General features: G+C 44.9%; 10 protein-coding genes, 1 rRNA gene and 1 pseudogene. 5 read left to right on the top strand and 7 right to left on the bottom strand.

Annotation, left to right across the window (positions count from 1 at the left end):
- The 4 genes from rrf to FTU44_RS07230 all read left to right on the top strand — a co-directional run.
- Positions 1–108, top strand: a 5S ribosomal RNA gene (gene rrf / locus FTU44_RS07245); the annotation flags it as partial.
- Positions 109–244: 136 nt separating this feature from the next.
- Complete coding sequence (locus tag FTU44_RS07240; protein ID WP_180049960.1) at positions 245–1,438, top strand: MFS transporter; 1,194 nt, start codon at positions 245–247, stop codon at positions 1,436–1,438.
- Between the two features lie 224 nt (positions 1,439–1,662).
- Complete coding sequence (locus FTU44_RS07235; RefSeq protein ID WP_005169087.1) at positions 1,663–4,074, top strand: YgiQ family radical SAM protein; 2,412 nt, start codon at positions 1,663–1,665, stop codon at positions 4,072–4,074.
- Between the two features lie 399 nt (positions 4,075–4,473).
- Entirely contained in the window at positions 4,474–5,022 is a 549-nt protein-coding gene (locus FTU44_RS07230) for a DUF2726 domain-containing protein (protein WP_159138516.1), read from the top strand.
- A 53-nt stretch (positions 5,023–5,075) separates the two neighbouring features.
- On the opposite strand, the gene FTU44_RS07225 is transcribed toward FTU44_RS07230, so the two are convergent.
- The 6 genes and pseudogenes from FTU44_RS07225 to mdtD all read right to left on the bottom strand — a co-directional run bounded on the left by FTU44_RS07225 (position 5,076) and on the right by mdtD (position 10,831).
- Positions 5,076–5,432, bottom strand: a complete 357-nt coding sequence (locus FTU44_RS07225; RefSeq protein ID WP_005169082.1) for a RidA family protein — start codon at positions 5,430–5,432, stop codon at positions 5,076–5,078.
- A 1-nt stretch (position 5,433) separates the two neighbouring features.
- A pseudogene (locus FTU44_RS07220) lies at positions 5,434–6,218 on the bottom strand (hypothetical protein).
- A 222-nt stretch (positions 6,219–6,440) separates the two neighbouring features.
- On the bottom strand, positions 6,441–7,496 hold the full coding sequence (gene dinB, locus FTU44_RS07215) for a DNA polymerase IV (protein ID WP_074383683.1): 1,056 nt from the start codon (positions 7,494–7,496) through the stop codon (positions 6,441–6,443).
- 20 nt (positions 7,497–7,516) lie between these two features.
- Positions 7,517–8,533 carry an MBL fold metallo-hydrolase gene (locus tag FTU44_RS07210; protein ID WP_159138517.1) on the bottom strand — a complete coding sequence of 339 codons (1,017 nt, stop codon included), beginning with the start codon at positions 8,531–8,533 and terminating at the stop codon, positions 7,517–7,519.
- A 58-nt stretch (positions 8,534–8,591) separates the two neighbouring features.
- Positions 8,592–9,371 carry a GH25 family lysozyme gene (locus tag FTU44_RS07205; protein WP_180049958.1) on the bottom strand — a complete coding sequence of 260 codons (780 nt, stop codon included), beginning with the start codon at positions 9,369–9,371 and terminating at the stop codon, positions 8,592–8,594.
- A gap of 68 nt (positions 9,372–9,439) precedes the next feature.
- On the bottom strand, positions 9,440–10,831 hold the full coding sequence (mdtD, locus tag FTU44_RS07200; protein WP_005094513.1) for a multidrug transporter subunit MdtD: 1,392 nt from the start codon (positions 10,829–10,831) through the stop codon (positions 9,440–9,442).
- Between the two features lie 335 nt (positions 10,832–11,166).
- Here mdtD and FTU44_RS07195 point away from each other — a divergent pair, with 335 nt between their 5' ends.
- Positions 11,167–12,141, top strand: a complete 975-nt coding sequence (locus tag FTU44_RS07195) for a hypothetical protein (protein WP_086044352.1) — start codon at positions 11,167–11,169, stop codon at positions 12,139–12,141.
- 66 nt (positions 12,142–12,207) lie between these two features.
- On the opposite strand, the gene FTU44_RS07190 is transcribed toward FTU44_RS07195, so the two are convergent.
- Complete coding sequence (locus tag FTU44_RS07190; protein WP_159138519.1) at positions 12,208–12,828, bottom strand: TIGR00730 family Rossman fold protein; 621 nt, start codon at positions 12,826–12,828, stop codon at positions 12,208–12,210.
- Positions 12,829–12,840: the final 12 nt, after the last annotated feature.

Raw genomic sequence — 12,840 nt, 5'->3', positions numbered from 1 at the left:
ACAATAGCAAGAGTGAACCACCTGATCCCTTCCCGAACTCAGAAGTGAAACCTCTTTGCGCTGATGGTAGTGTGGGGTTACCCATGTGAGAGTAAGTCATCGCCAGCTCATTATTCGAAACACCCCCTGCTTATGCAGGGGGTGTTTTTTTGTGCGTGAAGAAAGGCTTAGGTGATCACTCAGATGAAATCTCCACAGAAAAAATGAGCGAAAGGCGTATACTGGATCTATCTAAGGAGCGGATATGTCCTCAAATTCATCTTCTAGCCATATTGAATATGGTACTACCGCATTTAAAGCAGTACTTTTTTCCTTATTTCTTGCCGGCTTTGCCATTTTCTCATCTTTGTATTGCCTACAGCCGATGATGCCCATTTTGGCAGATTATTTTCAGGTCAGTCCGACTCAAAGTAGTTTTCCCTTATCACTTTCTACTCTTGCCTTAGCCATTGGTTTGCTATTTACCGGACTGATTTCAGACCGTTTCGGACGTAAACCGGTGATGGTCTGCTCCCTGGCATTGATTGCAATTTTGTTAATGCTCAGTTCGATACTATCTCTTTGGTCGGTATTCTTATTGATTCGGATCTTGATTGGTCTCTGTGTCAGTGGTGTGGCGGCAGTCGCCATGACTTATATCGGGGAAGAAATTGCCGAAAAAGATATCGGTTTCGCCATGGGCTTATATATTTCTGGCACGGCAATTGGCGGTATGGGAGGGCGTTTGATTGCCGGAGTTCTAGTTGATTTTATCTCCTGGCAATCTGCTACTCTGATAATTGGTATTTTAAATATCTGTATTGCAGGATTATTTTATTATCTATTGCCGGCATCGCAACATTTTAAGGCTTATCCGATCAAGTTTAATCGATTCAAAAACTCATTCAGGCATAATCTGGCCGATCCGAAACTTCGGATTTTATTTCTGCAAGGTTTTATCCTGATGGGCTGTTTTGTTTCGATATTTAATTATCTCAGCTATCGTTTGCTTCAGGCACCTTTTGAATTATCACAGGCCTGGATTGGTTTAATTTCGGTGACATATTTGGCTGGTATTTATAGCTCCCCCCGAGCAGCACATTGGGGTCGGCATTATGGTAAATTCAAGACATTGGTCATCATGATGCTGATGATGCTCCTTGGATTAACGCTCATGCTGCTCAACCAGCTGGCTCTGGTCTTTATCGGATTACTAATCTTCACTTTTTCATTTTTTGCGGCGCACTCTACTGCAAGTAGCTGGGTGTCGATCCAGTCGCTACAATATCGGGCAGTCGGTTCTTCGCTATATTTATTCTGTTATTACCTCGGTTCTAGTGTGTTGGGCAGTTCGAGTGGACTGGTCTGGGAAAATTATGGTTGGAGTGGATTAACTGCATTTATTACACTACTGTTGCTGAGTGGTCTGGCATTCAGTTTCAAGCTCCGCTCAGATTAGAACATCGTATTTAGATTTTTCTCTATAAAATAAACCCTGTGCATTTATCTTGCGGATCATTTTGCTTTCAATTCTGATGATGACCAGGCCTTGATTCGCTTAGTTCCTGATTTTGTATAAATTATAATCAAGCAAGCTGGGTCTAATTCATGGTAAAATGATCGGCTTTCATCTTTGATCTTATTTTAGATCTCCTATCATCTGCCAGCCGAGAATTGCTAGCCATGTCTACTGCTTATACCATGCAGACTGCGCCAAAAGCGTTGTTTGATTACGACAAATATTGGGCGTCTTGTTTTGACCCTGCGCCTTTTTTGCCGATGTCACGCGAGGAAATGGATCAACTCGGCTGGGACAGCTGTGACTTTATTCTGGTCTGTGGCGATGCCTATATTGATCACCCGTCTTTCTGTTCAGGTATTATTGGCCGGGTATTAGAAGCCCAAGGCTTTCGTGTCGGTATTATTGCACAGCCAGACTGGACCAACGTGGATGCGTTCCGCGTTCTGGGTAAACCGAATATTGCTTGGGGGGTAACGGCAGGGAACATGGATTCCATGATCAACCGTTATACCGCCGACCGTAAAATCCGCTCGGATGATGCCTATTCCCCAGATAATCAGCCAAATAAACGTCCAGACCGTGCAGCAACTGTATATTGTCAGCGTGTCCGTGAAGCATATCCAGATGTGCCTGTATTATTAGGTGGAATTGAAGCTTCTCTGCGTCGTATTGCACATTATGATTACTGGTCAGATAAAGTCCGTCGTTCAGTGTTGATGGACTCAAAAGCCGATCTTTTGATGTACGGCAATGGCGAACGCTCAATTACCGAAATTATGCATCGTCTGGCGCGTGGCGAAAAAATTCACGAGATTACCGATGTTCGCGGTACTGCGTTCATTGTCAATAAACATAACCGTGCATCGAAAGCAAAGTTTGTCGAAATTGCCTCGAATGATGTCGATGCGATTGGCCGTGTCGATCCAATCATTAACCCTTATGTGATGACTGAAGATCTGGAAGGTTGTGAAATTGAAAAAGACAAAGATAGTCTGACTCAATATCAAGGTTTCCAGAAAGAGCCTGTCGCCAATCCGATTGTGCGGGCCGGCGATGAGCTAGATCCTGATACGCAAATCGTGCAATTACAACCCGCTTCAAAAGCAATTAAACATAAATTACCACCGCGTGAACTGGCCGTAATTCGCTTGCCTGCATTTGAAGAAGTGGCTGCAGATCCGGTGCTTTATGCCCATGCCAACCGAATTTTGCATTTAGAAACCAATCCGGGCAATGCCCGTGCCATGGTACAAAAGCATGGTGAACGTGATGTCTGGCTAAATGCGCCACCAATTCCGTTGACCACGGAAGAAATGGACTATGTGTTTGACCTGCCTTATGCACGTTTGCCACATCCTGCTTATGGTGAAGCGCGTTTTCCAGCGTTTGACATGATCAAGTTCTCTGTGAATATCATGCGTGGCTGTTTTGGTGGCTGTACCTTCTGTTCGATTACAGAACATGAGGGTCGTATTATCCAGAACCGTTCTGAAGAGTCGATTCTGCGTGAAGTGGAAAAAATCCGTGATACGGCGCCGGGCTTTACCGGGATTATTTCAGACCTAGGTGGCCCGACAGCCAACATGTACCGTCTGGCCTGTAAAGATCCAGAGATTGAAAAGAACTGCCGTAAACCATCCTGTGTCTTCCCGGGCGTTTGTCAGAACCTGCATACCGATCATGCACCATTGACCCAGTTATACCGTAAAGCACGTTCATTACCGGGTATTAAGAAGATCTTGATTGGTTCTGGTTTACGTTATGACTTAGCGGTTTTAAACCCTGAATATGTCAAAGAATTGGTAACCCATCACGTCGGTGGTTATTTAAAAATTGCACCGGAACATACCGAAAAAGGCCCACTCAATAAAATGATGAAGCCGGGAATCGGAACCTATGATCGTTTCAAACAGATGTTTGAACGTTATAGTAAGGAAGCCGGCAAGGAACAGTATCTGATTCCTTATTTCATCGCAGCGCATCCGGGGACTACCGATTACGACATGATGAATCTTGCGATTTGGTTGAAGAAGAACGGTTTCCGTGCTGACCAAGTACAGACCTTTTATCCATCACCGATGGCAACGGCTACCACCATGTATTACACCGGTAAAAACCCGCTTGCCAAAGTGGCACGTTATACTGAGCAAGTAGATATTGTCAAAGGTGATAAACGTCGTCGTCTGCACAAAGCTTTCTTGCGTTACCATGATTCAAACAACTGGCCGTTGTTGCGTGAAGCTCTGAGAGAAATGGGTCGTCAGGATTTGATTGGTAACTCCAAACAGCATTTGATTCCGACTTATCAGCCTGCTGGCAGTGCAGAAGGTCAATACCAGTCTGCGCGCAAGAAAAACTCGACAGTGGCGGGTGATTCGCAGAAACGTACCGGTGAGCAGGGAAATCGTGGCAAGGCTGCACAAGCTCAGTCCCGTCCTTCAAATACCAAGAAGCGTCCTGAGCGTGGTCAAATCCTGACCCAGCACACAGGCCTACCGCCGCGTGAAACAGGGGATGCCAAAAAACCATTTGGTGGATCAAAGCCGAAAGCAAAGCCTAAATCACGTGCATAATTGAGTTAATAGAAAAGACACTTCGGTGTCTTTTTTTAGCACTTAGGTAAAGTAACGTAGCTTGAAACGAGGACTGAAAAATGTAAAAGGATGTATTATTTACATTAAGTCTGGCTTAAAAGTGATATAAAAATAACACTTTATCGGAATTGTTCTACAGTTGGGCAGATTTGTATTGCGATCAATTCTAGGGATGTTTTAGAGTGCATTATCAGTACCTTAAATCCACTTTCATTGACATAGGGAAAGATGTCATTTTAGGTAACGCAGAATCAGGTTTTGATACTGGTTGTATGGGTATCTAAGCAGATTAGTTGTAAGACCTATTTAAAATAAAGTGTGAGTTTATACTGCACCACAATAAAACAAAAATGATGATAAGAATGCAAGGATTGAGGCATGACCACCTATATTATGATTGGGAGTTTCCTGCTCTTCTGTGTCGTGCTCATGGCATGGAAAACGCTCGGAAATAATTCCAAACCACAAGACAGCGCGTTAAAGCAGCGTGCTATTTTTAACCTGAATGAGCAATTGACCTTCACGCGCTTGAAGGAAGTATTACCTGAATATATTGTTTTGGCCCATGTGTCCTATGACGCCTTAATGACCACCAAATTTAACCGGACGCGACATAAATATCGCAACCTGACTGCAGATTTTGTGATTATGGATCAACAGCATCGGATTATAGCCATTGTGGCTGTGGATGATCCTTTAATCTTGAAGCGTCCACAGCAGACTGGTTTTCAGGATGCCTTGTTGAGTATGGCCGGTTATCGGGTGATTCGCTACGATGATGTGCCGGAATATTACCAGTTGCGGCAAGATTTTCTGCAGGAGCAAGCGCAAATGAAGAAAATGCCCAAATATACGGTCAGCAATGATCTGAAAAAGTATTATTTATATTCAGATTTAGAGCGCAGTAAAATCAAAGCAGTAGGTTAAAATAAAAAAGCATGCCATGAGCATGCTTTTTTATGCATATCGATTTTGCCACATTATTCTGGTTTGACGGCCACGACTGTCATTTCAACCAAAACCCGTGGATCATAAAGTTTTGCCTCGACACAGGTACGAGGTAATGCTTCGATATCAGCCACCCATGCATCCCAGATTTCATTAAATGCCGCATAATCTTTTTCAATGTCTTTTAAATAGATGGTCACCGACATGATGTGACTTTTGTCTGTACCGACATCTGCCAGAAACTGGTCGATAATATCTAAAGTTTGTTGGGTTTGACCTTTGATATCCAGCTCAACATCTGTGGCCAGTTGCCCGGCAAGATGTACCAGATTGCCTGCAATGGCAATTTCTGAAAAGCGTTTCGAGATATGTAAGCGTTCCACTGTCATATTATTCATCCTGCGTTTTGGGCACCAGGGCTGCGACCAGTGCGGTCAGCAAGCAACCCACTGCCAGATAGAGGGCAATATAATGCCATGAACCGTCTGCCCAAATCACCCGTACTGCTGCAATAAATGGGGGTAAAACCACCACCAATAATACTGCCCATCTGATAGCCAACGCCGGCACCGCTGTAGCGATATTCGGTACCGAACAGGGAAGTGAAAATCGGTTGATGAGCCCTGACCACCCTGTCGTATGCAACATTTGCCAGTAAAATTATGTCGACAATGATCATTCAGGTGTTTTGTGCATCGAGTACCATAAAGAATGAAAAGGCCGAGAGCGCACCAATCAAACTATTCTAGCCACACATTTTTTGATGATGAAATGTATCCACCCGTCAGGCAAAAAACGGAATGCTGAAACAGCGGATTGCACCGACCATCAAGGTGATATTCCAGAAGAACTGTTTGTCCATGCCCAAGTAATTGCTAGAAATTCCCATCAGGACGACGGTTAAGACCTGCATTTTCTTATGGCCAAGCTAGTGACCAACGTGACCAAAGACCATGCCATCTAAGGGCAAAACAGAAAGCCAACACCAAAAGTGGCCAATGCCGCCAGAGTGTCCATATTCTCACCAATGCTGTGGAAACTGATCTTTAAAAATTAAGGTTGTAACAATGCCGTAAAGGAGAAAATCATACCAATCGACAATAGCACCCACAAAACTAGACAGCGCAGCTTTACGCGTATTGTTCTTGAACCACAGAAAGATTTACAGAAGACATGCAGGAAGGAAGTCCATGAGTTACATCAGAGTTGCCCTGTAATATTCGGATTTGATCGTCACGCCAATCACAGGACAGCATGCTGAAAGTAAAGGTGATTTTCAGCATCTCAGCATATACATGGATAATGCATTGCGCAGATAGAGTACTCTAAAAAATCAAAATATAAAAATAAAGTTGCTGTATTTTTAAACTGATGTTCAAAACATGAACAAAAGTCGTTTAGAGCAGTAATAATTGGGTTTCAGTCTCGGGGGCGCTGAGTTGATAGACGCCGACACCGATCAGCCGGAATTGCATCTGCGGCGCGATATGCAGATCATCCAATAGTAAGTCCAAGGCTTGTGCTAATTCTTGCGGACTGCGCAAGAGCTGCTTAAAACTTTTACTGTGTTGCATCACCTGAAAATTCTTGAGCTTTAATTTGACCGTCACGCCGCGAGCCGAAAGTTGTTTTTTTTGCAAGCTTTGCCACAGTTGTGCAACTAAAGCTTCCCAATAAGAATGGCACTGATTTAAATAAAGATCATCATCAAAGGTGGTCTCTTTGGAAATCTGCTGACGTTCCCGTTCTACTTCGACTGGTCGTTCATCAATGCCTTGCGCATATAAAAACAGCCGCCGTCCATATTTACCAAAATGCTGAATCAGAATGGCTTCATCCATCTGTTGTAAGTCACCCAAGGTATCCAGATTCAGGCTTTTCAGTTTTTCCTGCGTGACTTTACCCACCCCGGGAATTTTCTTCAGCGGCAGATTCTGAATAAAACGCTGCACCTGTGAGGGCTTGATCACACAGATGCCATTCGGTTTGTGCCAGTCCGAGGCAATTTTGGCCAGAAATTTATTCGGTGCCACGCCGGCAGAAGCAGTCAGTCCAGTCACTTGAACAATATCCTCCCGAATCCGCACGGCGACCTCGGTAGCACTCGGAATCTGTTGTAAATTTTCTGTGACATCCAGAAAGGCTTCATCTAGCGATAAAGGCTCAATCAGGGCGGTATATTGCTGGAAAATTTGATGGATCTGTGCAGAAACTTGACGGTATTTGGCAAAGTCCGGCTCAATTACGATGACCTGCGGACAGAGCTTGCGCGCCTGTCCCATCGACATGGCAGAACGTAGACCATATTCGCGTGCCGGATAGGAGGCAGCCGCAACCACCGCCCGGGGATGATGCGAGGCAATCACCACAGGCAGGTGTCTGAGTTCTGGACGTTCACGCAGCTCGACCGAGGCATAAAACGCATCCATATCGATATGAATAATTTTGCGCATAGCCGCTATCTTAAGGGGCTTTAATCTGCTTGGGAAGAGACCGTTTCGCGGAGTAAGTAAGGCTGTGGGCCGCTGAGCAGGATGACTTTAGTGCCTTGTGCCTCGGCGGCCTGAATCAGCAGATTTAAACTTTTTGGCGTGTCATCTGCAAGGCGGGGTAAAAATTGTAGCGGCTGGCTTAAAGGCTGGAAAAAATCATCCCAATGTATCGGGATGACCACTTTGGGTTTGAGCGTTTGCAGGGTTTCAGCCAGATAGTGCTGCTGATAGTCATTGGATTGTCTGGAGAGCTGGGCAATACCCAAAAATAACGTATCGACCTGCAGGTTTTTAAATTGATCCGGGATAAATCCGGTACTGGCCTTGACCAGAATCTTGTGTCCTGAATGCTCAATCAGGTAATCAAAACTGCCGCCTTCCTTAAATTCGGAAAATTTGGCCGGCAGGGCTAAAGGTTGGAATAACTCTTCGCCTAGGTCATCATTTACCGCTGTGGCTGGCGTATGTTGTGAAGGAATTGCGGTTACTTGAAATTTGTTGACGTGCTGTATTTGCTCAGGCGTGACGGAGTGTAACTGCTGCGGACTTACTTTGGGATTTGCCCGGGCGATATTCAGGCTAGTGGGTGAACCGATGACAGCGGTTTCAGGAAGCATTTCCAGTAAAGCCGGTAGATCCAGAACATGATCATAATGCGAGTGACTGACCAGAATGGCTTTGGCCCGGTGCAGTTCATGCTCTTGAATTAGCTGCCTTAATAGCACGCTATCACTCTGAATTGGACCGCTAAGCACTTGCGACAACGACGGCCGGCTAAAGAAACCATCTATCAGGATCTGATCCTGACCATCATCCAGCAACAGGGTGGAAACACCGAAAAATTTAACGTTTAGTCCAGAACGAGAGGAACTGCTTTGCGGCTGCCAGTTCTGAAAGTCACTGAGCTTGCCTGAAGGTTGCAGTAGATAAGCCAGCGCACCCACGCTGAGCAGCAGAACAATCACCAGACCGAGTAAAATACCTTTAATCCATTTCAAGATTTTTATTTCCTTATTTTTCTACTTTTATAAAGCGCTTGTTTTCAATCGATCGATTTTATTTGGCCTGATGAGTAGATGATGGTACTGCAATTGCATTCATTCTCAGAAAATCCAGCCACTGCTGTTCTGAGCCATAGAACACATTCAGATCCACAGTTGTATTAATGCCGGGAATTTTACCCTGATTGCTATGTTGCCAGAAGGTCCATTTGGGCTGATTGTTTAAATCGGGCAGGCCCTTATACTCGCGTACCCAGAGTGGCACTTCTGGAAAATATCCTGCCAATACAATATTATAAAATGCTTTAGAAATATAGAAAATTGGCTGTTTGCCATAATGCTTTTGCAGGGCATCGTGCATGATCTGGATTTCGTTTAGAAGCTGCTCTTTGGAATAGGTATTGATGCAATTGCTGTCATATTCCAGATCAATCACCGGCGGTAAAGCATTGGCTTGCTTGGGGACGGAGTCGATAAAGTTCTGTGCCTGAATGCTGCCATCGCGACAAAGCCGATAGAAATGATAGGCACCAACCAGAAAGCCGCGTTCCCGGGCCTTGAGCCAGTTCTCTTGAAAACGCGTATCTTTAAAGTCACCACCTTCTGTGGCTTTCAGATAGACAAAACGGTATTTTTCCGGCGAAATCTGCTGCCATTGAATTTCTTTTTGATGATGTGATACATCGAAACCCTGGATCGGATAATCTGCTGCATGCGCAGAAGGGGCTTTAATCAGGCAAAGATAAATCATGGCGATAATCATCACGGCGATCAGAATGCCAAGCCCGATGAAAAGCGGCTGTTTGAATCTGTTCAGAGCCAGATTTTTTTGCATTTTCAGTTCTTACCTGTATCTAAACCTGAGCTTAAAAGGCTGCATTCGCCTGGCGTTAATATATCGTATTAAACAGGGGTGTTTTTAGGAATATGCCAGAAAGTATAAGCCGCAATAATATTGATACAGCCCAAACAGATCAGTGACACATGAAAAGCAGCCACCAGATTGTCAGCGCCGTAATAGGCACTCAGCATGTTGACCAGGGTGCCTGCCAGCGCCACCCCGATACTCATTGACAGCATCATGATCATCGACAGGAAACTGTTGCCGCTACTGGCATCCTGCTGGCTTAAGTCCTTTAAAGTCAGGGTATTCATCGATACAAATTGTAGGGAATTTAAAATGCCGAAGATAAAGAAATGAATTGCACGCAGCCAGATCGGGGTGTCCGCCGTGGTCAGGGCAAAACTGGCAATACATAAACCCACCAATAAGGTATTGACCAGCAAAACCCGACGATAACCAAAACGCTGAATGATTTTTCGGATAATCGGTTTAGACGCCAGAGAGCCGAGTACGGTTGGAATCATCAATAGACCGGTAATAAAGGGCTCAAAACCAAAGGCGACTTGCAACATAAGGGGGAGTAAAAACGGAATCGAATTACCGCCAAGACGGGCAAAAAAATTCCCCAGAATGCCAATCGCATAAATTTTATTTTTAAAGAGCCGACTGCGGAACAGGGCATTGCTATGCGTATGCGAATGATAGGCATACATCAAGGCCGCCAAGATTCCGGCCAGAATCAGGCTTAGACTCCACCACAGCGAATTTTGTGGACTGGCAAAATTTTCAATTCCCAGACAGAGTCCCACCATGGCCACAACCAGCAAGACAAAGCCCCAATAATCAAAGCGAGCGACCAGCGGTTCAATGACATTCGGCATGGCCCTAAAAGTAATCAGCGCTCCCAGTAAGCCAATCGGCAGATTGATCAGGAAAATCCATTGCCAGGACAGATATTCCACCATCCAGCCCCCAAGAGTTGGACCAATCAGGGGGCCAATCAGGCCGGCCAGACTCATTAGGCTCATGGCGGCCAGAAACTGGGTACGGGGAATGATCTTGAGCATGGCCAAACGGCCGACGGGGAGCAGTAAGGCGCCACCCATTCCTTGCAAGATCCGATAAGCCAGTAATTCATTCAGACTATCTGACCAGGCACAGCCCAAAGAGGCCAAAGAGAAAATAATAATTGCAGCAAAATAGATATTTCTGACGCCGAAACGGTCTGCCAGCCAGCCACTCAAGGGAATACAGGCTGCCACAGACAAGACATAAGCCACCACAACACTGTGCATGCGTAAAGGATCGGCCTGTAGGTTATGTGCAATCGCGGGCAGAGCTGTATTAATAATGGTGGTATCCAGCCCCTGCATAAAAAATCCGATCGATACCAACAAGACCAGCAGTCTGAATTCGGGATCTAAGGCTTGATGCGTAGGCGTGGCATTCATAATTCTGGAAAACTGAAAATTTTGAATAGTTTAAAGGAAGAGTAAGGCACAGGTGTAGTGAATACGTGTGAACTTTTTTGCAAGATATAAATCAGTTATAAGTGTAAAACTCATAACAAAGTGAGTATTTATCAGATCGGAGCTCCATAGCTGTAAAGAGCGATAAAAATAAAATTAAAGCAGTACTTTTTTGTTTATAAACAGTTTTTTCTGCCAATTTCATCTTCATCAAATGAAAATATGACAAAATTGTCATGAAAATGAAATAAAACCGTCATAATCTTAGGCCAACTTTTCAGCAATGCTGAAATCTCCTCGCGTATAGGTTTGTTTTTATGACAATCGAGATTTTGATGGTGATCGGCTTCTGTTTAGCCGCTTACTCTATTGTCGGAAATGATGTACCTCAAACCCTAGGGACATTTATTTCTTCGAATTCACATCGCCCATGGTGGGTGTTGTGGATTTATATCAGCTCAATTTTAATTGTCGTATTGGTCTATGGTTGGTATGCATCTGGGGTGGGTGATGCCTCATACGGTCGTTTAGAAACGATTCCTTTCCCTGAAGGTGGCATTACCTGGTTGTACATTGTGCCGCCTATTCTCCTGTTACTACTGACCAGATACGGGATTCCAGTCAGTACCACCTTCCTGGTGCTTACGATTTTCTCTCCTGCCAGCCTGGGCTCGATGATGGTCAAATCGATGATGGGCTATGCCGTCGCCTTTATCGTGGCGATTGTTATCTATCGTTTTGTGGTCAAGCAGCTGGCACGCCATTTTGCCAAGACACGTCATCAGGAGCACTCCAAGGTCTGGATGGGCTTGCAGTGGGTCTCTACCGGTTTCCTGTGGAGTCAATGGCTGATTCAGGATCTGGCTAACATCTTCGTGTATGTGCCACGTCAGGTGCCGTTTGAATTCCTGATGTTTGCGATTACGGTATTCGTGGTCTTGCTGGGTGTGATTCTGTATCAACGTGGCGGGGCGATCCAGAACATTGTCGACACCAAAACCGGTGTCACCGACATTCGTGCTGCAACGATTATTGACTTCATGTATGCCATTATCCTGTTAGTTTTTAAAGAGTGGAGCAACATTCCAATGAGTACCACCTGGGTATTCCTGGGATTACTCGCAGGTCGTGAATTTGCCATGTCGATGATTCTGGATGAAGTCAACAAACATCGTACTTCACGTAATGTCAGTGCAGATGCCATGAAACTGATGTTCGGTCTGGCTATGTCTGTCATTCTGGCAACAACTTTGCCGATGTTTTACGAGTTCGTGACGAATTATGGTCAATAAGTCCTGATATTAAAAATCCAATAAAAAAGCGAGCCAGGTGCTCGCTTTTTTATTAATTGGAACGGTTTAAACCACAAATCTTTGCGGATGGCCTAAATTGGTTAAAGTTGTATAAATTTCTTCTTCGTGTTCGCAAATGATCAGTTTGGCGCGATGCTGGGGAGGCAAAAAACCATCTTCGACTGCACGGTCCAGCTGCATAATCAAGGCATCATAGAAACCGTTAACGTTATACAGCATCATCGGTTTCTGGTGCTGGTTCAGCTGACCCCAGGTGGCAATTTCCAGGATTTCCTCAAAGGTTCCCAGTCCGCCTGGCAAGGCCACAAAGGCACAGGCACGATCTGCCATCATGGCCTTACGTTGGTGCATGCTGGTGACAACATGTAATTCGGTAAGCTGGTTATGGGCAATTTCATAATCCAGCATAAATTCGGGAATCACCCCGACTGCTTCACCACCATGCTGAATCATGGCATCCGCGACCTGTCCCATCAGGCCAATACTGGCGCCACCATAGACCAGCCCGAAGCCATGTTCTGCCAGTCCTTGCGAGAGATGAATGGCTTTTTCTAAATAAACCGGTTTGTTGCCTGCACGTGAACCACAATAGAGTGCCACTAGAGGGCGAGTTGTTTTTGGGGAGTTGTCTTTAAAATAATCTGTCATTTGAATTACGCTTTGCATTTATTTTCTTCA

Origin of the sequence: Acinetobacter sp. YH12105 (genome assembly GCF_013419095.1) — a bacterium.
Lineage (GTDB): Bacteria > Pseudomonadota > Gammaproteobacteria > Pseudomonadales > Moraxellaceae > Acinetobacter > Acinetobacter pseudolwoffii.
Note: the sequence above shows the minus strand (reverse complement) of the source record. Positions and strands in the feature narration are given on the sequence as shown.